Source organism: Brevibacillus ginsengisoli (assembly GCF_050113715.1).
Classification (GTDB): domain Bacteria; phylum Bacillota; class Bacilli; order Brevibacillales; family Brevibacillaceae; genus Brevibacillus_H; species Brevibacillus_H ginsengisoli.
On the sequence record NZ_JBNJQR010000003.1, the window covers coordinates 290,573 to 313,658 of the forward strand.

Below are 23,086 nucleotides of genomic sequence, written 5' to 3' on the forward strand. Positions count from 1 at the left end.
TACAATAATTCTTCGTGGAGAGGGTCTCCCTTCTGGAAGACGCTCTCCCGTCAACCAAACGCTCTTATCGGTTTGGTTTTGAAATGAACGTACTTTTGTCTATACTAGGTGGAGAATGGGGTGCCATACACATGCAACTGAAAGAATTACTCGCTCCTCTACTACTCGTACAAGTAAGTGGCGACGATAATAGAACCATCACTGGAATCAGCATGGACTCGCGAAAAGTAAAACCAGGGGATTTATTTATCTGTCTGACTGGTTTTACTGTGGATGGCCATGTATACGCAGAACAAGCGGTAGCCAAGGGAGCGGTAGCGATCCTTTCGGAAAGAAAATTGGATGTGAATGCTACGGTAGCAATTGTTCCTGATACGAGACGAGCAATGGCGATCGTGGCTGATTTATTTTTCCAATCCCCAACGAAAGCGTTGAAACTGATCGGGGTGACGGGGACAAACGGCAAAACGACGACCACTCATCTGATTGATAAAATTCTGAGTGATCAAAAAAAGCGAACCGGTTTAATCGGCACGATCCATATGAGAATCGGAGAGGTTTATGAGGAAGTAAAGAATACAACTCCTGATGTTTTGGATTTGCAAGGCGCTTTTGGGCGAATGAGAGAGATCGGAACCGAATATGCCATTATTGAGGCTTCTTCCCATGCTCTGGATATGGGACGTTTGCGTGGTTGCAACTTTCATACCGCTGTATTTACCAACCTGACGCAGGATCACTTGGACTACCATGAGACGATGGAGAGCTACAAGCAGGCCAAGTCGTTGTTATTCTCCCAGTTGGGCAATGACTACGATGTTCAAACGATGAAAACGGCTGTGCTTAATGCGGATGACCCGGCTTCTGAGTTATTTGCGCGTGTCACTGCCGCGCGAGTGATTACTTATGGAATCGAAAACAAGGCAGATGTATCTGCTACCGATATACGCGTTACGAGCAAAGGTACCTCCTATACGTTACATACATTTGCAGGCACTACGCAGCTTAACTTGCAATTGATCGGTAAATTCAATGTCTATAATACGCTGGCGGCAGTCGCTACGGCGCTCGCTGAGGGTATTTCCCTCGCCGATATTAAACAGAGTCTGCAAGAGGTAAAAGGGGTCAACGGTCGTTTTGAGGCTGTAGACGCTGGACAACATTTTACTGTGATTGTCGATTATTCCCACACCCCAGATAGCTTGGAGAATGCGCTGGGAACCGTGAAGGAATTCGCTCAAGGAAAAGTCTTTTGCATTGTCGGCTGTGGTGGAGATCGGGATAAAACGAAACGCCCAATTATGGCCAAAATTGCAACGAACTATGCGGATCTAACCGTCTTAACGTCAGATAACCCTCGCTCCGAAGAACCAATGGCGATTCTTCGCGACATGGAGGAAGGACTGAAGGATGTTGCGAGCGACAAGTACGTATCCTTGGTTGATCGACGTGAAGCCATTCAGTACGCCGTAAGCCAGGCGCAAGAGAATGATGTGATCCTCATCGCGGGTAAAGGACACGAAACCTATCAAATCATCAAAGGTGAGGTTCTTCCGTTTGATGATCGCGAAGTTGCTCGTACGTCAATCCTCTCCTTGAAGGAGAATTCCCAAATAGAGAAAAAAGCTTAGGTTAGGTGGAAAGGAGGTTGGGGCATGCCTTTTGACAATGTCCTCATCATCACGATTATTGCCTCGTTTTTAATTGCAGTACTAATCGGTCCTTTATTCATCCCGGTGCTAAGAAGGCTGAAATTTGGTCAAAGCATTCGAGAAGAAGGCCCCCAGTCCCATCAAAAGAAAGCGGGAACACCAACCATGGGAGGGACCATCATTTTGTTGGCCCTGGTGTTTACCGTCCTGAAGTTTGCGAATACCAATATTGAATTGATGTTCTTATTATTACTTACTCTCGGGTATGGACTTATTGGATTCTTGGATGATTACATCAAGATCCTAAAAAAGCGGAATCTTGGTTTAACCGCAAAACAAAAATTTGCGGGTCAAATTCTGTTGGCTATCATCGCGTATTATTTATTGATACGAATGGGACACGATACGTCTCTTCATTTGCCTGGAACTCCTTGGAATATTGAGTTGGGGTGGATGTACTTCCCATTCTTAATCTTTCTTTTGGTGGGAACGACGAATGCGGTCAATCTCACCGACGGTCTGGACGGCTTGCTAGCGGGGACAGGGGCTATCGCATTTGGAGCATACGCCATTATCGCTTGGCTTGCATATGATCCTGACACGGCGATCTTTAGCGCAGCAGTCGTTGGGTCAGTTCTTGGCTTTCTGGTGTTCAACGCGCACCCTGCCCGCGTCTTTATGGGGGATACAGGCTCCCTGGCGTTAGGCGGAGCGTTGGCTGGTATCGCGATCATGACCAAAACAGAGCTACTTCTCGCAGTCATCGGCGGCGTGTTTGTCGTTGAGACGCTTTCGGTCATTTTGCAGGTGATTTCGTTTAAAACCAGAGGAAAACGAATTTTTCGCATGAGTCCCTTGCATCACCATTTCGAATTGACAGGCTGGTCCGAGTGGCGTGTGGTTGTGACGTTTTGGCTGGTTGCCATGGTGTTTGCAGGATTAGGCGTTTATTTAGAGGTGGTACAATAATGGACACTTACAAGAATCAACAGGTTGTTGTAGTAGGTCTCGCCAAAAGCGGTGTAGCGGTTGCCAAACTGTTGCACCGCTTTGGTGCGCATGTGATTGTCAATGATAAGAAACCGCGCGAAGAATCAGTTGGTATAGAAGAATTGGAAGATTTGGGCATTCAAGTGATTACAGGCTATCACCCAGATGATCTGATCCATACGGGAGTTTCATTAGTGGTGAAAAACCCGGGGATTCCTTATGAAGCCCCTCCAGTCAAACAAGCAATCGAGCAGCAGATTCCAGTCATAACCGAAGTGGAGATCGCCTATCAGCTGTCAAAAGCGCCGATTATCGGAATTACCGGCTCCAATGGGAAAACCACCACGACTACACTGGTTACATTGATGCTGCAAGCCTCCCAGGTAGATGCGGTGGCTGGCGGCAACATCGGTACGGTATTGTGCGAATTGGCGGAGCAGATGAGTGCTGACCAGTTCCTGGTGGCGGAACTAAGCAGTTTTCAGTTAATGGGTACTTGTACATTTCGTCCGAAGATTGCGGCTCTCCTTAATCTTTTTCCAGCCCATTTGGATTACCATCACACGATGGAAGAGTACTTTGAGGCAAAAACGAAGATCTTTGCCAATCAGACAAGCGAAGATTTTGCCGTGCTTAATTATGAGCAGGAGAATGTTCGCCAATTAGCTGATTCGATCAAGGCGACACCTTACTTTTTCAGCCGTTTGCGGGAAGTTCCTGCTGGTGCTTTTGTAAGGGACAACCACGTGATTTTCCGCTCTCATACAGGCGAGGAAGAAACCGTTATTAAACTCGACGATATCGCTTTGCAAGGCAAGCACCATCTGGAGAACATTCTCGCTGCCGTGATCATGTGCAAGCTGGCGGGAGCCACAGCTGCTGGAATGGCGCAAGTATTGTCCACCTTCCAGGGTGTAGAGCACCGGACGGAATTTGTGACGATTGTTGAAGGGGTCAAATATTATAACGACTCCAAAGCCACCAATCCCCAAGCGGCGATTCAAGCGATCTCTGCTTTTCAGAATCCTGTTGTGCTGATTGGAGGCGGACTTGATCGGGGCATCGATTTTCAGGAGCTTGTGCCTTATTTATCCCAACACGTTCGGGCAGTGGTTACCTTTGGAGAAACTGCTCAGATTCTGTTGGATCGAGCCTCTGATGCGGGGATTAGCGACCGTGTTCGCGTCGATACTGTGGAGGAGGCTGTTCGCGCTGCCGCAGCTTTGGCAAATGCGGGCGATGTCGTTCTCTTAAGTCCTGCGTGTGCAAGCTGGGATATGTTCCCTTCGTTTGAGGTAAGGGGGAGCATGTTTAAGGAAGCCGTGCATAAACTTAGAACAAGCCTTGGATAAAAGCCCCTCGTGAGCGAGTGAAGGAGGGGCAGTGCCAGAAAGGATGGCTTGCGATGAGTAAGGTACGAACTGCTCCTGACTTCCTGATTATTTTCGCCACGTTATTTCTCTTAGGTGTCGGTATTGTCATGGTGTACAGCGCCAGTGCTGTTTTCGCCTTTAACAAATTTGGCGATATGTATTATTTCACCAAGCGGCAATTTATTTTTGCGATTTTAGGACTTGCTTCCATGTACGTCATGATGAATATCGACTACTGGGTTTGGAAGAAATGGGCCAAGACAGGATTTTTCATTTCGCTTGGACTTCTGGTACTCGTATTGTTCATCGGAAAAGAAGTGAACGGCGCCAAAAGTTGGCTGGGCTTCGGCTCATTCGGCATTCAGCCTGGCGAATTCGCCAAGTTTGGTGTGGCCGCTTTTCTTGCCATGTGGCTATCCGATAATCAAAAGGAGATTGTATTTTTCCGACAAGGACTTCTCCCAGCACTTATGGTCCCAGGAGCTTGTTTTGGGTTGATTATGTTACAGCCGGATTTAGGGACAGGTACCGTTTTGATGGGCATGGCGCTCCTGATGATTTTTGCCGCTGGAGCGAGAAATAGCCACTTCGTCGGTTTAGGAATGCTTGGCCTTGCCGGATTTGCGGGATTGGTTATCTCAGCTCCGTATCGGATGGATCGAATCACCGCTTTTCTTGATCCGTGGTCTGATCCGCGCGATACGGGTTATCAAATCATTCAATCCCTGTTTGCGATCGGGCCAGGCGGGCTGCTTGGACTCGGGCTTGGACAGAGCAGGCAGAAGTTTTCTTATTTGCCGGAGCCATATAATGATTTTATCTTTTCGATTGTCGCCGAAGAATTAGGGTTTATTGGGGCCTCTCTCGTATTGCTTTTGTTCCTTCTGCTCTTGTGGAGAGGGATGCGAGTCGCAATTACTGCCCCAGACCTATTTGGAAGTTTGCTCGCGCTTGGTATTATTGGAATGATTGCCATTCAGGTATTAATCAACGTCGGGGTTGTAACCGGCATGTTTCCTGTTACCGGGATTACGCTTCCCTTCTTAAGCTATGGAGGCTCATCCTTAACCTTGATGCTGACCGGGGTTGGCATTCTGCTTAATATCTCAAGGTTTTCCAGGTAAGAAGAAAAGTAAAGAAAACAGGTGATTTCATATGCGCGTCGTCTTGACCGGTGGAGGTACAGGAGGACATATTTATCCAGCGCTTGCGGTAGCAGAGGAGATTTTACGCCATGAACCGCAGGCTAAATTTTTGTATTTCGGGACAGCCAAAGGGTTGGAATCCAAACTGGTTCCCAAACATGGACTGCCGTTTGAACAGATTGATATTTCGGGTATCAAGCGTAAACTGACCCTGGAGAATTTGCGCACAGCGTGGAAGTTTATTCGCTCGGTTTCCAAGTCCAAAGAGATTTTACGGAAGTGGAAGCCGGATATTGTCATCGGGACAGGTGGTTATGTGTGCGGTCCTGTAGTGTATGCCGCAGCCAGATTGGGCATCCCGACCATGATTCATGAGCAGAACGTGGTGCCAGGGTTGACGAATCTGTTTTTAACGAGGTTTGTTAGCCGAGTAGCGGTTTCCTTTGAAGAATCCCTGCAACATTTTCCGAAGAACAAGGTTGTTTATACAGGCAATCCACGCGCGACGGAAGTGCTGCATGGACGAGCGGAGGAAGGCCAGAAACTAATCGGAACCCATAAGCCGATCATCTTGATTGTCGGCGGCAGTCGAGGGGCAAGACCGATTAACGAGGCTACCATCCAGTTGGTTCCCTTTATGAAAAAGCATCCGGATTATCATTTTGTCTATGTAACCGGGGACGTTCATTATGATAAAGTTTCGGCTGCGTTAAGCGAACAAGGGGAATTCCCTGAGAACTTGACACTATTGCCGTTTGTACATCAGATGCCCGATTTATTGTCAGCCACTCATACGATCGTCAACAGGGCTGGCGCTTCGTTTCTGGCGGAGATCACATCACTTGGCATTCCGGCCATTTTGATTCCGTCTCCTTATGTAACAAATAATCATCAAGAAAAGAATGCTCGAGGTTTGGAACGGGCGGGAGCTGGGGTAGTCATTCTGGAGAAGGATCTATCCGGTCAAACACTCCAAGACGCTCTTACACCGCTCTTAACCGATCCGAAATTGCATCATAAAATGCGTGAGGAATCACTCCGACTAGGAAAACAGGACGCGGCCTCTGCGATTTATCGTGTGGTCAAAGAGCTGGTAAAAGTCTAGATGGGCGTCTGTCACGCCCTTCTTGGAAGTCGCATATGATGAAGCAAACACGTGATAGCATTAGTTCCCACCGAGCATTTGTGTCAGGAGGTTCACTATGAAATACATCGCTGATGAGTTGATAAAAGCTGGTGTTGGAAAGGTCTGGGTCGATGAGCCTCTCGCCAACCACACAACTTGGCGAATTGGAGGTCCTTGCGACCTGCTAATACAGCCAAGGGATAAGGAGTCACTCATTTTAGCAGTTCAAATTATCCATCGTCACAATATTCCTTGGAGAGTAATTGGACGCGGTTCTAACCTTCTAGTGAGGGATGGAGGGATTAGAGGAGCCGTGTTCAAAGTGGCTGAGGGCTTAAGTCACTGTGAGTTTAAAGGTGAAGAGGTGCGTGTTGGTGCCGGGTATTCGATGATTCGTTTAACGGTGGAAGCAGGCAAAATGGGGTTGACGGGACTTGAGTTTGCGGGAGGTATTCCAGGCTCTGTCGGTGGTGCCGTCTACATGAATGCGGGTGCGCATGGATCTGATCTTTCACGTATTCTTAAAGAAGCCGAAATCCTCTTTGAAAATGGCGAGACCAAGGTTTTATCGAACGAGGAGATGCAATTTAGTTACCGCAATTCGATCTTGCAATCCCAAAAGGGCATTGTACTGGAAGCTGTCTTTCAACTGAAAACAGGAGATCGCAAGGAAATTGCCGCAGCTCTTGCTAAGTATAAGGATCGACGCAGACAGTCTCAGCCTTTGCAACAACCTTGTGCCGGAAGTGTGTTTCGTAACCCACCTGGAGATCATGCCGGCCGATTAATTGAAGCTTGCAATCTCAAAGGATACACGGTTGGAGGAGCACAAGTCTCCACGATGCACGCCAATTTCATCGTCAATTGCGGAGGAGCCACGGCTGCCGACGTCCTCACCTTAATGGAGCATGTTCAATCTGTTGTCCAAGAGAAATTTGGAGTGAATTTGCATCCGGAAGTTTTGGTGGTGGGCGAGGGGTAACACGGAGGTGAAAGTTTGGAGGCTTTTACTATCGAAGGTGGGAAACCTCTCTCTGGTACACTTCGGATCCAAGGTGCGAAAAATGCTGCCCTCCCGATTCTCGCCGCCGCTATTTTGGCAGAAGGGCAATTTCATATCTACGATGTGCCGCACTTAAAAGACATAGAAGTCATGCTCAAGATTCTCTCTTTACTTGGAGCTAAAGTTCAGCACACGGATGGATGTGTTAGCTTAGATACCACTTCATTATCTGTCTCTCATGTACCAGATGAATTGATGGGGCAGATGCGTTCCTCCATATTCTTGATGGGACCACTTCTCGCCCGCTTGGGAGAAGTAACCATATCCCGACCAGGTGGTTGTGATATTGGGGAGAGGCGGATTGATTTGCACCTGTCAGGCTTGGCGGCGTTGGGTGCCAAGAGTGAAGATTCAGAAGGATACATTACATTTCGCGCTCAAAAGCTGCGCGGTAGCACAATTTTTCTCTCGTTTCCAAGTGTGGGGGCAACAGAGAACATCATGATGGCCGCTGTTCTTGCCAAGGGGACGACTCGCATACACAATCCCGCCCGTGAGCCGGAAATTGTCGATTTGCAAAACTTCCTCAACGCGATGGGGGCAAGAATCCGCGGAGCGGGTACAGACACGATTGAGATTGATGGGGTTCCCAAGCTTCGCGGGGTCACTTATCGGATTATTCCGGATCGGATTGTAGCCGGTACCCATTTGCTAGCGGTCGGAATTGCGCAAGGTCACGTGGAGTTAGCGAATACACTTCCCAATCACCTCAATGCATTAATTGAAGTGGCGCGTACATGCGGTGTTGAAATCAAGACCCACCATGATATAATGGAAATCAAAAGCACGTCACGCCCACGGGCAATTGATCGAATCATGACGTCACCGTATCCGGGATTTCCTACCGATCTTCAAGCGCAGATTATGGTATTTCTAGCAATGGCTAGAGGTACGAGTGTGATCAAAGAGACGATTTTTGAAGGAAGATTCAAACACGTCAATGAATTAACGCGTATGGGTGCTTCGATCTATGTAGATTTGGGAACCGCCTTTATTCGTGGAGTTAGCAAGATGACGGGTGCAACGGTTGAAGCGACGGATTTGAGGGCTGGTGCCGCATTGGTGTTAGGAGGCCTGGCTTCCGAAGGGATCACGACGGTTGAACGAATCCATCATATTGACCGGGGGTACGAACGTTTAGAATGGCAACTTCAACAACTAGGCGCGTCTATTTCCCGGATAACCACATAGGAAATGACAATAGATGAAGAAGCGGCATATATCCATTATGCCGCTTTCACTGTTTTCAAGCAGAAGTGTCACATTGAACATTCGGAGGGGCGGACATGTCGGTTTATAATGAGCGCATCCCGCAAGTCAGGCAAATACCAGAACAACCCAAGAAAAAAGGAAGCCGCAGACTGCTCTACTTGCTCTTTTTCTTTTTTCTCATCATTTTGGCGGTATTGTTTGTGCGTTCACCTTACAGCAAAATAAGTGATATCCAGGTTTATGGCAATACGATCTATTCGTCGGATGAAATTATTCAGGCATCTGGACTTTCCAAAGGGATGCAGTTTTTCAATGTTTGGCAAAAAAGTGTACAAGCTAACACATCCGTGCTTCAAGGGGTAAAAGAAATCACCGTAACACGTGAGTTCCCTGGAGTTATTCAACTGCATGTCCAAGAATTCAATCGGGTGGCGCTTGTCGTTCAATCACCCATCAAGCAGTTTCCGTTACTTGAGAATGGTAAACTGTTGCAAGAAAAAAACTACAGCGGGAAGCTTATTGACAGACCTATCATACGGAACTGGAATTCTCCTGATCTGCTGGATCAATTGGGTAAGCAACTAGCCTTGATTCCCCAATCCATTCTCTCCCAGATATCCGATATCGTACTGACGCAGACGGCTTATGACAAGCAGCGGATTACGTTATACATGAAAGATGGAAACCAGGTACAAAGCGTCATTTATCTGCTAGCGAAAAAAATTATTTGGTATCCGTCTGTGGTAAAAGAAATTCCGCAGGGCGAAAAGGGCATTATTTATATGTTGGAAAGCACTTGGTATAGTAAATACGGCAGCACCCAAACTCCTGCGCAGGAAGGAACGGGTGAGGAGAAGGGGTCCTCCAATCTATGAAAGTACGCAAGTTTCACCTATATCTGTCGCTAGTTACAATCGCGACTGGATTTCTTGTGGCTAATTCGATTGAATCTACGAAGCTGCGGACTAAGGAAAGACAAAGTGACCAACAATGGCAGCAAGAAACCCAAATTAACGAGCGAATTCTGGCAGAGAAGGAACAGAACAACAAATTGGAAGTCGAATTGCTTGCGTTACAGAAGCAAGTAGGTACAGTCGAGGAAACGATGGCGAAGCAACAGTCAGCGGCTGCGGGTGTATTGAAAGAACTGGAAGCAGCGCGCATGCTAGCGGGAGTTGTTCAGGTAGAGGGACCTGGTTTAGTGGTGACCCTGCAGGACAATCCCAACGCAGCCAATTCAGGTGATGTTACCAAGTATATTGTTCATGAGGGGGATATCCGCCGCGTGGTCAATGAATTGTTTGCGGCAGGAGCGGAAGGGATTAGCATCAATAATCAGCGGCTGGTCAGCAATTCAGCTATTCGCTGTGTAGGCCCGACCGTCATCGTCAATGGTGTCAAGTCAGCGGCTCCGTTCGTGATCACAGCAATTGGGGATCCCATTACTATGGAAAATGCTTTGAAATTGCCGGGGGGAGTCATGAACCTTCTCGAGGGCTATGTACAAATTGATTTAGTGAAAAAGGAAATGGTCCAGCTGCCAGCATATGTCGGTGACACTAAAAATATCGGAAGCTCTTCATAAGGGATAGGGATGGTTTTTATGTTAACACAAAACCGCAAAATTACATTTATTCTCACAACTATTAGTGCTATTATAGGTCTTATGTTAGCTACTCAATTGCAGAGCAAGCATGACCCAAAGGTGTCTGAATCACGCAGTATAACTGAACTTCGAACCTCTCTCCAAAAAGAGTTGGAAAAGCACAAAAGCCTGCTCGTCGATATGTCCAAAAACGAGCAGCTTCTCTATGAATACGAAACTTCTTTAAATGCCGGAGACTCTGTCAGCGTCATGAAGGATCAATTGGAAAAGGCCAAGAGACTGGCTGGTCTGGTTTCTTCTTCAGGAGAGGGAATCGATGTTCGGATTGTCGATGCCCCTGTTCCTACTTCCCCATTGCCGACTGAAAATGGACAAGCTCCCTACCCGTCTACTATGGTGGTGGACGAAGACCTGCGCTGGCTGGTGAACGAACTGTTTGCCAATGGCTCCACAGCGGTCTCCATTAATGGACAACGACTGATTTCCACCAGTTCCATTCGTAATGTCGGACAAGAAATACAAGTGGATACGAAGCCGATTAGGCCTCCCTATGAAATAAAAGCGTTGGGGGTACCGGATAACTTGCTTACTGGACTGAAACTAGCAGGAGTAGAGGATAACTTCCAGCTTGCCAATAAACTCGTGATTATGGAAAAGCGAACGCATATGACGATTTCCGCGTATGAAGGAAACAGAGTCATACAGTATATGAAACCAGTTAAAGCAAAAGGAGACTCTTAAATCATGTGGTTGCCGATCCTTGGACTCATTGTTGGCCTGTCTGCGGGATTTTTACTTGACCTGCGTATCCCGCTCGAGTATAGCAATTATCTGTCGATTGCCCTGTTAGCCGGGTTGGATACGATTTTTGGAGGAATTCGTTCGTATCTGGAAAAAATGTTTAATGTACGAATTTTTATGTCTGGTTTTTTCTTTAACACTTTGCTTGCCGCAGGACTTGCATTTATCGGAGGATACTTAGGCATTGACCTCTATTTAGCGGCGATTGTGGCTTTTGGAGTGCGTCTTTTTAATAATTTAGCAGTCATACGTAGGATTATTTTATCAAATTGGTTGAGTAAAAGCGAATGAGTACCATGACTAAAGTAACATAATTAAAGATTTTATTAAAATTTCATGCTTGAAAAAAAGGGAATGATTGTCCAGTGTGGAATAGATTATGCAGATGTGTTCGCTATTGTTATGTCATAAGTAGGGAGGTGTCACAGGTTTGGTAAATAACCATAATGAACTCATTGTCAGCTTAGATATCGGTTCGTCCAAAGTCCGTGTAATTATAGGAGAAATAAACGGCGGAACGATTAACATCATTGGGGTGGGACAAGCCCACTCTGAGGGGATCAAAAAAGGAGCTATCGTCGATATAGACCAAACCGTGCATGCCATCCGGGAAGCAGTTGATCATGCTGAACGCATGGTAGACGTGACCATTGAAGATCTATATGTAGGGGTTAGTGGAAATCACATTGAACTGTATGAAACTCAAGGGGTAGTCGCCGTATCGAGCGAAGACCGTGAGATTAGAGAAGAGGATATACGTCGCGTCATTCAAGCAGCTAAGGTTGTTGCCTTTCCTCCAGACCGAGAAATTATCGAAGTGGTTCCCAAGGAGTTTGTCGTTGACGGGCTTCGAAGCATCAAGGACCCGCGCGGTATGATTGGGGTACGACTGGAGATGGAAGGAACGATTGTGACAGGGTCCAAAACAGTCATACATAATATCGTTCGTTGTGTCGAAAAAGCCAACTTAAACATTGCGGGTATCTTTTTGCAGCCTCTTGCCGCGAGTCGTGTCGCCTTGACTAAAGACGACAGGAATCTGGGTGTCGTTCTTGTCGATATCGGCGCGGGCTCTTCCTCGCTAGCCGTCTTCCAGCAAGGTCATATTGTGGCCACTTCCGTCATTGGAATTGGCGGTGATCACATCACCAATGATATTGCCTTGGGACTTCGCACACATAATGATGTAGCAGAAAAGGCAAAAATCAAGCATGGTTGCGCGCTGATCGATGAAGCGTCCGAAGATGAGAAGTTCAAAGTGAGCCGGATTGGCAGCGATGTCGAAAAACAGTTTACACAAGTTGATTTGGCCAACATTATTGAACCGCGTGCCGCCGAGATCTTCAATCTGATTGAAGATGAAGTGTATCGCTTGGGGTACCAAGATGATATCGCTGGTGGCTATATCCTCACCGGTGGGTCTGTCACAATGCCGGGAATGATTGAATTAGCGAAAGAAGAGTTTAATACACCTGTGCGTATCGCGATTCCGGACTATATCGGTGTACGTGATCCGCAATACACGACAGGAGTAGGTCTGATACAGTATGCTGCTGCTCATACCGAACGGAAAGCAGAACGTATCCCTACCAATACTCGTCCGGTCCAGAAATCTTCAGTAAGTAAACAGAAGGATTCGGGAATTATGGAAAAAGTAAAAAATTGGTTTAGTGAATTTATTTAATGACATGCTAATCGCTTCTCAAACAGGCAGATTTGTGGCGGTCTGCAAAGCTTCCGGCACAAAAAGTAAACATACTCCAAGACCTTGCTAAGGGAAGCTTTTCGTACGAACCAGTGAGGAGGAACCTTCGAAATGTTGGAATTTGACCTAGATTTGGAACAATTCGCGCAAATAAAGGTAATTGGTTGCGGTGGTGGCGGTAGTAACGCGGTGAACCGCATGATCGCTGGTGGTGTTAAAGGTGTAGAATTCATCACTGTCAATACAGATGCCCAAGCGCTCCAATTATCCCAAGCGGATATTAAACTGCAAATTGGTGAAAAATTGACGCGTGGCTTAGGCGCAGGCGCTAATCCAGAAGTGGGAAAAAAAGCAGCTGAAGAAAGCCGCGAATTGGTTGAGAACGCTTTGCGCGGTTCAGACATGGTCTTTGTTACTGCGGGAATGGGTGGAGGTACCGGAACGGGTGCTGCTCCAGTGATTGCGGAGATCGCCAAAGAACTCGGCGCTTTAACGGTTGGGGTTGTCACACGTCCGTTCTCTTTTGAAGGACGTAAACGTTCCTTGCAAGCTGACGCGGGCATTGCTGCTTTAAAAGAAAAAGTAGATACACTGATCGTGATTCCAAACGATCGTCTGTTGGAGATCGTTGATAAGAATACACCAATGTTGGAGGCGTTCCGTGAAGTAGATAACGTTCTTCGTCAAGGTGTTCAAGGGATCTCTGATTTGATTGCCACTCCTGGTTTGATCAATTTGGACTTTGCAGACGTAAAAACAGTCATGTTCGAGCGTGGCTCTGCTTTGATGGGAATCGGAATTGGCAGTGGCGAAAACCGCGCTGCTGAAGCGGCTCGCCGCGCGATTTCGTCTCCGTTATTGGAAACCACGATTGATGGAGCACGCGGTGTGATCATGAACATTACGGGTGGCTCTAATCTTAGTCTTTACGAAGTGAACGAAGCAGCAGATATCGTATCCTCAGCAGCTGACATCGATGTGAACATGATCTTCGGTGCGGTGATTAACGAAGAGTTGAAGAACGAAATTGTTGTAACCGTTATTGCTACCGGATTCGATCAAAACCAACAAGCGGCACAAGCTCACCGTCAGCAGCCGCAAGCTTCTTCCAACCGACCAGCGCAAACGGCTTCTGCGCAAGCTCCTTCACGCTCACGTGAAGAAGACAACGAGAAGATTCTCTCGATGAACAGCCTGGACAACCTGGATATCCCAGCATTCCTGAGAAATCGTCGTCGTAATAAGAAATAAGTATAAAATTAATACTTCTACGTTAAAAAGACTGCTGACGTTTATCGTTAGCAGTCTTTTTTTATTCTAAATCGCGAATTCATTGCCAAAATACAAGCGAAATGACGAATCAGGAAAAATTAAAAATTAAAATAAACAAAATAACTGTCAAGATCTGACAGACTTTGAATAAACATTGAGATATACTGTTTTTGCCGACGGGGGTGAAAACGGTATGGTGGTTTATCTCGATATCATTCTACTCCTGAATTTCGCAATTGATACCTTATTGTTGTGGTTTACGGCCTTCTTTCGAAAAGAACGAGTGATTTGGTGGAGGATGCTCTTGTCTTCAGCCCTTGGTTCCACCTATATCGCCTTCTTCTTTTTCCCTTCGTTTGCCGGCATGTATCAGTGGGCCGTCAAGCTGTTGTTTTCAATCGTCATGCTGCTGATCGCTTTTGGCTACTCCAGAATCTTCAGACTCATTCAGAACTTATGCATTTTTTACTTTGTCGCATTTGTTTTTGGTGGTGGTGTTTTTGGACTAGAGTATTTGATGTCGTCCCAAAGTGAAGTGGTAAATGGAATTCTACATACCCACAATGACAGCTTCGGGGTGGGGACGAAGCCAACCTTCTGGGTTGTATTGACGGGGTTTATCCTCATTTTTTTTCTGAGCAAAAGGAGTTATCAAGCCATTCAGGAACCGCGCCGAGTGGAAGCGTTTCTCGTTGACGTCAGGATTACCATTGCGGGTCAAAGCATTATCTGTCGTGGTCTGGTGGATACCGGAAATCAGCTTCATGAGCCAATCACACGAATTCCCGTCATGATGGTCGAGTCACAGCTCCTCACTCATATTCTACCGACTGCGCTCGTAACACATGTGGCGAGTAATGTCAGCAATTTGGACGGGTTAGACGAATTGCTCGCGGCAATGCCAGAGGAATGGCATACGCGGATTCGCTTAATTCCCTATCGGAGTGTTTCGAGGGGGATGGATTTCATGGTCGCAACGAAGCCGGATTTGGTTGTGATAACGTCAAACGGCAAGCGCTATGAAACGAATCGTGTCCTGATTGGTCTAAATCCCATACCGCTAGCAAGTGACAGCAAGTATCAAGCAATCGTTCATCCTGCCTTACTTCAAGAAAAAGAAGAATCCATTACGAGAGAACAGGAGGGTTAGCATGTTCGTAAAAATTCGTCTACATGCCCAATTGCTCTGGTATCGATTGTTGCTTTCCATTGGTGCCAAAGCAGAAGAAATCTACTACATCGGTGGTAGTGAGGCGCTCCCGCCACCGTTGACACGCGAAGAAGAAGAGATCCTGCTTGCTCGCCTTCCTTCCGGTGATGGAGCCGTTCGAAGCATGCTCATTGAGCGGAATTTGCGCTTGGTTGTTTACATTGCCCGCAAGTTCGAAAACACAGGAATCAACATTGAGGACCTGGTCAGTATTGGAGCGATTGGCTTGATTAAGGCTGTCAACACCTTCGATCCAGATAAGAACATCAAGTTGGCCACGTACGCGTCCCGCTGTATTGAAAATGAGATTTTGATGTATCTGCGGCGCAATAACAAAATACGTTCTGAAGTTTCGTTTGATGAGCCATTGAATATTGATTGGGATGGAAATGAGCTTCTCCTCTCCGATGTATTGGGGACTGAGAACGATACGATTTATAAAAATATTGAGGATCAGGTAGACCGAAAGCTGCTGCACAAAGCGTTGGATAAACTCACCGACCGCGAGCGGACGATCATGGAGCTGCGCTTTGGCTTGGCGGGCGACGAAGAGAAGACACAGAAGGATGTAGCCGACCTTTTGGGAATTTCCCAATCTTATATTTCTCGCCTAGAAAAGCGAATTATAAAACGCTTGCGCAAAGAATTTAACAAAATGGTGTAACGCATATTTTCCCAATCCAAGGAGATACTGTTCCTAAACCGTACCAGAAAGTGGTTGTCCTCTAGACATCCGGGATAGGAACTTTCTTCGCTTTGAGGAGGGAACAAGCGTGACACGCAACAAAGTTGAAATCTGTGGAGTAGATACCTCCAAGCTTCCCGTGTTGACTAACAAGGAAATGAGGGACCTATTCGAACGATTGCAAGGTGGCGAGCACTCTGCCAGAGAAAAACTGGTGAACGGTAACCTCAGACTTGTGTTAAGCGTCATTCAACGGTTTAACAATCGCGGGGAATATGTAGATGATTTGTTTCAGGTAGGCTGCATCGGATTGATGAAGGCAATCGATAACTTCGACCTAGGTCAAAATGTGAAGTTCTCAACTTATGCGGTTCCAATGATAATTGGTGAGATTCGCCGGTATCTTCGGGACAACAATCCGATTCGGGTCTCGCGCTCACTCCGAGATATTGCGTACAAAGCCTTGCAGGTACGGGATAACCTGACCAATAAGCATTCTCGGGAACCCACCATCATCGAGATTTCCAGTGAGTTGAATGTGCCTAAGGAAGATGTTGTATTTGCCCTTGATGCGATTCAAGACCCGGTGTCATTGTTCGAGCCGATTTATCAAGACGGCGGAGATCCGATTTATGTGATGGATCAGATAAGCGACGAGAAGAACAAGGATGTTCTCTGGGTGGAGGAAATTGCCCTTCGAGAGGGGATGCAACGCCTTGGGGAACGTGAAAAGATGATTTTATCCATGCGGTTTTATGAAGGCAAAACGCAGATGGAAGTCGCTGAAGAAATTGGGATTTCGCAAGCGCAGGTATCGCGCTTGGAGAAAGCAGCGATCTCCCACATGCAAAAGCACGTCCAAACATAACTTACGATCAGGGGCTTCCTAAAAAGAGGGGAGCTCCATTTTTTTACGTTATCTCACTTGTATTTGCAAAATATACAAATCAAGCTTCTGGCTTAAATTCACGACACTGGGATGCGTAAAGCTGCCTTTTTCCTTTACCAAAAAAATAAGCTGTCTGCGCATCGCTTCAATTTGCTCCATTAAACCTAGGTCTGTTAGAAGATTTTCTTCCAAATTTACCTGTATCACGAACAACCATCTCTTTCATCGAAACTTTTGTACTTAGGTATGGTAATATGTGGTGATTACTTTTGGACAGTCTACTTTTTTTCATCACTTTTTTAGTAGAAATTGTAAGACGAGGCAAAAACAAAGAGTATCTCTTGGGACGGAGATACTCTTAAGCGATTCGTTTGGAGTTAAGCATGCTGAAAAAGCAAATTCTATAGCGGCTCATCCTTTTACACAAGGTGAAACTGGACGTACTCCATTATCTGCTGAAACCACCGTTGGAATAGACATAGCGGCAATGACAATCAGCGCTAACAGAAGCTTCTTCAAATATGCTGGCCTCCCTTCCACGATTGTAATATCTCAAGATAGGTTAGCTGTTGTTTGAGAGTCGCATGCTGTCTGATTTGTTCATAGGTGTAGATCATGGCGCCTATCTCTTGAAACAGACTCATTCGATACGCCTTCATCGTCGCTTGAAGCAAGTGATCGATACCCGTCTCATACTCTTCTAGGTGGATATGCAAGAGCGAGAGAGAAAACTGAAGCTTCATACAGTACTTGTCTATCAATATATTATCATGAAATAATTTGAATTTTCCAGAAAAATCACCCATTACCTTTTTGGCCTTGGTGAACTGTTTGGCTTCCAGTAACTTCTTGAGTACGATGGATAGGCCAGACTCAATCTGGTCTTGTTTCTGCAACCATTCCAGGTACGAATCAATGTACGTTAACTGACCAGACTCGATTTGAATCAGCAAATGGTTTCCGTATCCGAACTCCTCAAAACCTTGTAGTTGTCGGTAGATGGAAGTTAACTGCAAGGCTTCCTCGTACTCGCCCAGTTCCTTTTTGGCGAAACTCTTGATCATCAAGCAGTGACCGTATAGATATTCGTCGACTCCATCGGTCAATTTCTCTAGGATTTGAGCGTAGGCAACCGTTTTGTTCCACTCACTTGCAAAGTAGAAATACGTGACCACACGATCGTATGCCTTAATTTTCTCGTTTATCGGCAATTTTTCGATAACGGAAAGTAGCATGACCAATCGTTCATAGGAGGTAGTTACATCAAAACGAGACATATAGTAGATACGAAAATAACAGATGGCTAACTTCTCTGATTGGAAGTCGGTTTCGTTTTGCGAATAGTACGTGTATAGAAACAGGCATTGTTCATATTCGGGTTCCTTGTAGGTTGGAAGCAAGCCATACTTTTCTTCGGCGGCATGAAAAATAGATTCAGCAACCAAGTAGATCAACTCGCGTTTTTTGGAGTCGTGTTCCAAAAGCAGTTCCAACAGCTGATAGGCCACATCGAATTTGCCAACCTCTAGGCATCGGCGGAGGAACTTTTCGAGCTTGTCCATGATAAAAACCGTACTGGACGTCTTCATTCGCTGCTCAATGCACTCCCCATAGAACAGGTGATAGAGATCTCCGGGCGGCATTCCAAATATTTCAGTGAGTTTCTCCAAAGTTTCAATCGTGAACAGTTGTGTGCCGCTAAGAGCTTTGGTGAATCCTGTTCGTCCGATCGCGATTCGTTTGGCGGTCACCGATTGATTTAGTTTATGATGATTCATATATTTTCGTATCGTATCTCGCAATTCCATGCGAACGACATCGACATCGTAAACGTTCATGAAGAACTCACCTCCAAGAGCCCCAATAAAAACCGCTAAATTGCGTTCATAAGGCAAACCGTCATGACATGAACAATAGTAGGAATGAACAATATTTTATAAAAAATGCGGAAGATTGGCAAACGACCAAAGTTATGGGAGACCAAGGTAGTGGGAACAAAGGCTTGGTTAAATTAGTAATTTCCTCTTATATCCAATTATGTGTTTATTTGAAATAATTATATGTAAATACATTTATTGCAATAGGAGGAAATGATGCAAAAGAAGACTCTTATTTTAACGGCTACATTCTTGATGACTCTCCTCATTCCAACTGCATTGGGGGCTGCTGGAATGAACATCAGCGCGATTCTTTCTCCAGAGATTAAATTGGTAAATAACGGACAGATCATTGATACGACCTCGAATACCCCTATCACCTATAATGGTAAGACTTACGTCCCAATACAATTAGTAAGTAACACTTTGGGCTACCAAGCTGCTTGGGATGCAAAAAATCAAACGATTCAACTATCACCAGCAGAGAACCAATACCCACTGATCGGTATGCCGGGCTTTCAGTTTATTTCGATTGAACCGAAGTATGAAATCATGACAAGTATGGATGGACAAAGATGGTTAGGTAGTATCAAACTTGAATATGTATATCAAAATGATCAAGCCCTGAAACGGCCGCCAGTACTGGTGATAGAGATGGTCAATAAAGACAAAACTGTACTGGCAACCAAAACGACTCTCCTTGAAAATAAACAAGGAACCCACAAAGGGTCTACATTGGGAGAATATATCCGCTTACCGTACAGTATGAAGACAAGCAGTGAAGCAGTGGTAAAGCAAATGTCCACTGATTATTATTACCGTATTAAATTAAAATAGTGTCCAACACTCTGCTGTCGCCAAAAGCTCGGAAATCTCCGAGTTTTCTAATGAACATGTCAATTACTGCTTGGATTGGCATATAGATAGGTAAGGGCGAAAGCAGGTGAATTGAATGGTAAAGATCTCCGACTTTCAGACGAAAGAAGTTGTCAATATTTTAGATGGCAAACGGTTGGGACAAATCACGGATCTGGAAATTGATTTGCGAAACGGACGGGTCGATGCCATCATCATACCGGGGCCAGGCAAGTTCCTGGGATTCTTCAGCGCCGGCAACGATTATGTCATCCCGTGGCGCAACATTGTCAAGATTGGCAAAGATGTGGTATTGGTCCGTTTGGAAGAACCAATTCGGGTCGATGCCAAGCAATCCTATCAGGATGATTATCCGAATTGAGACACGATCGAATTCGTGTCTTTTTGGTTTGAAGAAGAGCTTTGCTTAACGCTTGGTTAGGATATCGGGATTTGTTGCGATTTGGCGGGGAAGCCGTTAAGATGAGAAAGGAATGGTCTATTGTGGGAGGAAGGGATAAAGTTGGAGCCTTTTGTACACACAGATACGACAGATGCACTGCATCTAAGAGAATGGGAAGAGTTGTGCCCGGATCTGGTCGTCGGGTTTTCACTTCGGACAAGTGGCTTTAGTGAAGCTCCTTATGCTTCTTGTAACCTAGGGCTGCACGTGGGGGATGACCCTGCAAAAGTCATCGAAAATCGCCGGTCTCTTGCCAACCGCTTGGGATTTGAATTTGACGCCTGGAGCTGTGCGGATCAGGTGCACGGCAACCAGATTTCACAGATAACGAAAGAGTTGCGCGGAAGAGGCAGGGAGAACCATCTTGAGGCGATTGAAGGGACAGATGGCATCTTCACTAATGAGACAGACATTCTGCTTACCTCTTTTTACGCAGATTGTGTCCCCTTGCTATTCCTTGATCCCGACAAACGGGTGATTGGGCTGGCACATGCTGGCTGGAAAGGAACAGTGGGACTCATTGCCGAGGAAATGATTAAGGCGTTTCAACATCAATTTCAAACGAAACCAGAACATATACGTGTTGCGATTGGACCATCAATCGGAGGCTGCTGCTATGAGGTAGACGAGAATGTGATGCAGCATGTGCGCCAAATGATCCCGAATTGGCAATCCTGTGTGACCGCTTCAAAAGGTGACCGATTCATGCTTGATTTACGAGCATGCAATACTCGGGTATTGGAGCGCTTGGGCGTTCTAACGGAACATATCACGCGAACTTCTTGGTGTACGAATTGCCGCACTGATCTTTTCTTTTCTCACCGAAAAGAAGCTGGCAAAACAGGCAGGATGGCGTCCTTTATCGGATGGAGAAAGAAAGGGGAGGACTAGGATGAAACCAACCACTACAGAGCATGAAATTCGGGAGCGTCTAGAACAAATTGAAGAGAGAATATCTGCCGCTTGCGAGCGGGCTGGCCGCAACCGGGATGAAGTGAAAATCATAGCGGTAACGAAATATGTAGATACGCCTGCGATTGGCGAAATTCTGAAGGCTGGGATCGAACATATTGGCGAGAATCGCATCCAGGATGCCTTACCCAAGTACGAGGAATTCGGACATCAAGGTGTCTGGCATTTCATCGGCCACTTGCAAACCAATAAAGTGAAAGATGTCGTGGGACGATTTACGTATATCCATTCGCTGGATCGATTGTCGCTCGCGGAAGAAATCGAGAAGAAGGCAAGCGCATTAGGAATTACTGCTCAATGCTTCTTGCAAATCAACATCTCTGGAGAAGAGACAAAATTTGGGCTAAATCCAGCTGATGTCTTGGCTTTTGTAGAAGAAACAAGTAATATGAAACATATACGGATTGCAGGATTGATGACAATGGCTCCTGCGACCCCGAACCCGGAAGATGTTCGATTGATTTTCCGAGAGTTAAAAGAATGGCAAAAGCACCTGCAACAATTGGCGCTGCCGCATGTGACAGTAGAAGAGCTGTCGATGGGGATGTCGGGGGATTTCGAGATTGCGATCGAAGAAGGAGCTACTTTCGTACGACTAGGTTCCGTCCTCGTTCGACCTGAATAAGATACCGGGAATTTTGAACAAATCAACGTAAAGGGGGGCAACGCAATGGGAGTTATGAAAAAAGTGATGGGTTTTTTCGGACTCGATGATAATGATGAGTATTATGAAGAAACCGTTGAAGAGCAGCATGAAGAGGAAGAGATCCTGCCGAAGAAACAAGCGGCGGCATCCAAGATGAACAATGTCGTCAGTCTTCATTCCGCTCGTGAACAAGCGGGCATTCGCTTGATGTTGTTTGAGCCGCGTCACTACAGTGATGCGCAGGATATCGCGGATAACTTGCGTCAAAGAAGACCTGTCGTCATCAACTTACATAGGGTGGACAAGGAACAAGCGAAGCGTATTGTCGATTTTTTAAGCGGAACTGTCTATGCGCTGAATGGGGATATTCAAAAAGTTGGCGATTCTATTTTCGTCTGCACACCTGATCACGTAGACATTCAGGGAACGATCTCCAGTGTTATCGAAGAGTAGCTCATCAGAAAGACGTGAGGTGAACGAATGGCAGCCTACATTCTTTACAAGATCGTGAACTTTCTTTTTAATGTGTACTATTACATGGTCATTGCCTATATTTTGATGTCTTGGGTTCCGCAAATGCGGGATACCAAAATCGGTCAGTTGCTCGAACGACTGGTCGAACCGTTTCTGGCTCCGTTCAGAAGGTTCATTCCTCCACTGGGAATGATTGATATTTCTCCGATTGTTGCGTTAGCTGCGCTATATTTTGCGCAGAGCGGGGTTATTACATTAATCCAGATGATTTTCACCTAGAGGACAACCAGTATGAGTATCTATAATCATTTCCGCAAAGATGAGATGCCTTTCGTGGAACGGGCGCTGGAGATGCTTTCGCTGGTTGAGCGTAAGCAAACCATGCGCCTGACTGATTTTATGGACCCAAGACAGCTTTTTATTATGAAGAGCTTGTCGTCTCAAGTAGACGATGTGTGTGTCCAATCCAACGGCGGATGTGAGGGAGCGGAGCGTACACGCGCGCTGCTTTTTCCTTCTTACATGGAGCCCTCCTTGGAGGATTACCAGATTGTACTAGCTGAGATTAAAGGGGATCAACGCTTCATCAAGCTGGAGCATCGGGATATTCTGGGCTCGATTCTGGGAATTGGATTGAAGCGGGAGAAGTTTGGCGATATCTTGCTTGGCGAGGATGGTTGCCAGCTGATCCTTGCGCGTGAGGTGTTTGACTTTGCCCGACTACAAATCACCCAAATCCACCGCATACCCGTAATTCTCGAAGAAGTGGATTGGACAAGCATTCGCCTGCCAGAGCCTAAATTAACAGAAAAACAGGTGACAATCCCTTCTGAGCGTCTGGATGCCGTGATTGGTGAGGTCTATCATCTGTCGCGTTCCAAAGCGCTTGTGCCGATTCGAGCCGGCAAATGCAAAGTGAATTGGAAAGTGATCGAAGACCCCTCCCATCAAGTGCAGGTTGGGGATGTCTTGTCTGTTGGTGGCTTTGGAAGATGCAAGATTATGGAGATTCAAGGGCCAACCAGAAGTGGCAGACTCCGAATGACGTTAGGGATTTTTGGATAAAAGTT

Annotated in this window: 25 protein-coding genes; 23 read left to right on the plus strand and 2 right to left on the minus strand. The window is 46.1% G+C overall.

The window, feature by feature from the left end; genetic code table 11:
* Positions 1–131: 131 nt before the first annotated feature.
* The 16 genes from ACQCN2_RS08575 to sigG all read left to right on the plus strand — a co-directional run bounded on the left by ACQCN2_RS08575 (position 132) and on the right by sigG (position 16,708).
* On the plus strand, positions 132–1,631 hold the full coding sequence (locus ACQCN2_RS08575) for a UDP-N-acetylmuramoyl-L-alanyl-D-glutamate--2,6-diaminopimelate ligase (RefSeq protein ID WP_426928475.1): 1,500 nt from the start codon (positions 132–134) through the stop codon (positions 1,629–1,631).
* A gap of 24 nt (positions 1,632–1,655) precedes the next feature.
* Positions 1,656–2,621 (plus strand): phospho-N-acetylmuramoyl-pentapeptide-transferase, encoded by a 966-nt coding sequence (mraY, locus tag ACQCN2_RS08580; RefSeq protein ID WP_426928476.1) that lies wholly within the window; start codon positions 1,656–1,658, stop codon positions 2,619–2,621.
* Entirely contained in the window at positions 2,621–3,994 is a 1,374-nt protein-coding gene (gene murD, locus ACQCN2_RS08585) for a UDP-N-acetylmuramoyl-L-alanine--D-glutamate ligase (protein ID WP_426928477.1), read from the plus strand. Before mraY ends, murD begins: the two co-directional genes overlap by 1 nt.
* A 53-nt stretch (positions 3,995–4,047) precedes the next feature.
* Entirely contained in the window at positions 4,048–5,139 is a 1,092-nt protein-coding gene (gene spoVE / locus ACQCN2_RS08590; protein ID WP_426928478.1) for a stage V sporulation protein E, read from the plus strand.
* 31 nt (positions 5,140–5,170) lie between these two features.
* The gene (murG, locus tag ACQCN2_RS08595) at positions 5,171–6,265 is read left to right on the plus strand and encodes an undecaprenyldiphospho-muramoylpentapeptide beta-N-acetylglucosaminyltransferase (protein ID WP_426928479.1); all 1,095 of its coding nucleotides are present in this window, start codon (positions 5,171–5,173) and stop codon (positions 6,263–6,265) included.
* A 97-nt stretch (positions 6,266–6,362) separates the two neighbouring features.
* A complete protein-coding gene (gene murB, locus ACQCN2_RS08600) occupies positions 6,363–7,268 on the plus strand; it encodes a UDP-N-acetylmuramate dehydrogenase (protein ID WP_426928480.1) in 906 nt (301 codons plus the stop codon).
* A 15-nt stretch (positions 7,269–7,283) separates the two neighbouring features.
* On the plus strand, positions 7,284–8,540 hold the full coding sequence (murA, locus tag ACQCN2_RS08605) for a UDP-N-acetylglucosamine 1-carboxyvinyltransferase (protein WP_426928481.1): 1,257 nt from the start codon (positions 7,284–7,286) through the stop codon (positions 8,538–8,540).
* A gap of 95 nt (positions 8,541–8,635) precedes the next feature.
* Entirely contained in the window at positions 8,636–9,436 is an 801-nt protein-coding gene (locus ACQCN2_RS08610) for a cell division protein FtsQ/DivIB (protein ID WP_426928482.1), read from the plus strand.
* Positions 9,433–10,146 (plus strand): DUF881 domain-containing protein, encoded by a 714-nt coding sequence (locus ACQCN2_RS08615; protein ID WP_426928483.1) that lies wholly within the window; start codon positions 9,433–9,435, stop codon positions 10,144–10,146. The genes ACQCN2_RS08610 and ACQCN2_RS08615 overlap by 4 nt, the downstream gene beginning before the upstream one ends.
* Before the next feature lie 18 nt (positions 10,147–10,164).
* A complete protein-coding gene (locus tag ACQCN2_RS08620) occupies positions 10,165–10,908 on the plus strand; it encodes a DUF881 domain-containing protein (protein ID WP_426928484.1) in 744 nt (247 codons plus the stop codon).
* 3 nt (positions 10,909–10,911) lie between these two features.
* A complete protein-coding gene (locus ACQCN2_RS08625; RefSeq protein WP_426928485.1) occupies positions 10,912–11,259 on the plus strand; it encodes a small basic family protein in 348 nt (115 codons plus the stop codon).
* A gap of 139 nt (positions 11,260–11,398) precedes the next feature.
* Positions 11,399–12,652 carry a cell division protein FtsA gene (ftsA, locus tag ACQCN2_RS08630; protein WP_426928486.1) on the plus strand — a complete coding sequence of 418 codons (1,254 nt, stop codon included), beginning with the start codon at positions 11,399–11,401 and terminating at the stop codon, positions 12,650–12,652.
* A 132-nt stretch (positions 12,653–12,784) separates the two neighbouring features.
* Positions 12,785–13,924, plus strand: a complete 1,140-nt coding sequence (gene ftsZ, locus ACQCN2_RS08635) for a cell division protein FtsZ (protein WP_426928487.1) — start codon at positions 12,785–12,787, stop codon at positions 13,922–13,924.
* Positions 13,925–14,138: 214 nt separating this feature from the next.
* The gene (gene spoIIGA / locus ACQCN2_RS08640; RefSeq protein WP_426928488.1) at positions 14,139–15,095 is read left to right on the plus strand and encodes a sigma-E processing peptidase SpoIIGA; all 957 of its coding nucleotides are present in this window, start codon (positions 14,139–14,141) and stop codon (positions 15,093–15,095) included.
* Between the two features lies 1 nt (position 15,096).
* A complete protein-coding gene (gene sigE / locus ACQCN2_RS08645) occupies positions 15,097–15,819 on the plus strand; it encodes an RNA polymerase sporulation sigma factor SigE (protein ID WP_426928489.1) in 723 nt (240 codons plus the stop codon).
* A 109-nt stretch (positions 15,820–15,928) separates the two neighbouring features.
* Positions 15,929–16,708 (plus strand): RNA polymerase sporulation sigma factor SigG, encoded by a 780-nt coding sequence (gene sigG / locus ACQCN2_RS08650; protein ID WP_426928490.1) that lies wholly within the window; start codon positions 15,929–15,931, stop codon positions 16,706–16,708.
* Positions 16,709–16,756: 48 nt separating this feature from the next.
* On the opposite strand, the gene ACQCN2_RS08655 is transcribed toward sigG, so the two are convergent.
* Together ACQCN2_RS08655 and ACQCN2_RS08660 are read right to left on the minus strand one after the other, a co-directional pair.
* Complete coding sequence (locus ACQCN2_RS08655; RefSeq protein WP_426928491.1) at positions 16,757–16,936, minus strand: aspartyl-phosphate phosphatase Spo0E family protein; 180 nt, start codon at positions 16,934–16,936, stop codon at positions 16,757–16,759.
* A gap of 308 nt (positions 16,937–17,244) precedes the next feature.
* Positions 17,245–18,567 (minus strand): helix-turn-helix domain-containing protein, encoded by a 1,323-nt coding sequence (locus ACQCN2_RS08660; RefSeq protein ID WP_426928492.1) that lies wholly within the window; start codon positions 18,565–18,567, stop codon positions 17,245–17,247.
* Between the two features lie 255 nt (positions 18,568–18,822).
* On the opposite strand from ACQCN2_RS08660, the gene ACQCN2_RS08665 reads away from it, so the two are divergent.
* The 7 genes from ACQCN2_RS08665 to ACQCN2_RS08695 all read left to right on the plus strand — a co-directional run bounded on the left by ACQCN2_RS08665 (position 18,823) and on the right by ACQCN2_RS08695 (position 23,081).
* Positions 18,823–19,443: a stalk domain-containing protein gene (locus ACQCN2_RS08665; protein WP_426928493.1), complete on the plus strand. Its 621-nt coding sequence runs from the start codon at positions 18,823–18,825 to the stop codon at positions 19,441–19,443.
* 115 nt (positions 19,444–19,558) lie between these two features.
* Entirely contained in the window at positions 19,559–19,843 is a 285-nt protein-coding gene (locus ACQCN2_RS08670; RefSeq protein ID WP_426928494.1) for a YlmC/YmxH family sporulation protein, read from the plus strand.
* 141 nt (positions 19,844–19,984) lie between these two features.
* Entirely contained in the window at positions 19,985–20,815 is an 831-nt protein-coding gene (gene pgeF, locus ACQCN2_RS08675; RefSeq protein WP_426928495.1) for a peptidoglycan editing factor PgeF, read from the plus strand.
* Position 20,816: 1 nt separating this feature from the next.
* Positions 20,817–21,521, plus strand: coding sequence for a YggS family pyridoxal phosphate-dependent enzyme (locus ACQCN2_RS08680; RefSeq protein ID WP_426928496.1), 705 nt, complete (start codon positions 20,817–20,819; stop codon positions 21,519–21,521).
* A gap of 45 nt (positions 21,522–21,566) precedes the next feature.
* Positions 21,567–21,995 carry a cell division protein SepF gene (locus ACQCN2_RS08685; protein WP_426928497.1) on the plus strand — a complete coding sequence of 143 codons (429 nt, stop codon included), beginning with the start codon at positions 21,567–21,569 and terminating at the stop codon, positions 21,993–21,995.
* Between the two features lie 27 nt (positions 21,996–22,022).
* The gene (locus ACQCN2_RS08690; protein ID WP_426928498.1) at positions 22,023–22,295 is read left to right on the plus strand and encodes a YggT family protein; all 273 of its coding nucleotides are present in this window, start codon (positions 22,023–22,025) and stop codon (positions 22,293–22,295) included.
* Positions 22,296–22,307: 12 nt separating this feature from the next.
* A complete protein-coding gene (locus ACQCN2_RS08695; RefSeq protein ID WP_426928499.1) occupies positions 22,308–23,081 on the plus strand; it encodes a YlmH family RNA-binding protein in 774 nt (257 codons plus the stop codon).
* Positions 23,082–23,086: the final 5 nt, after the last annotated feature.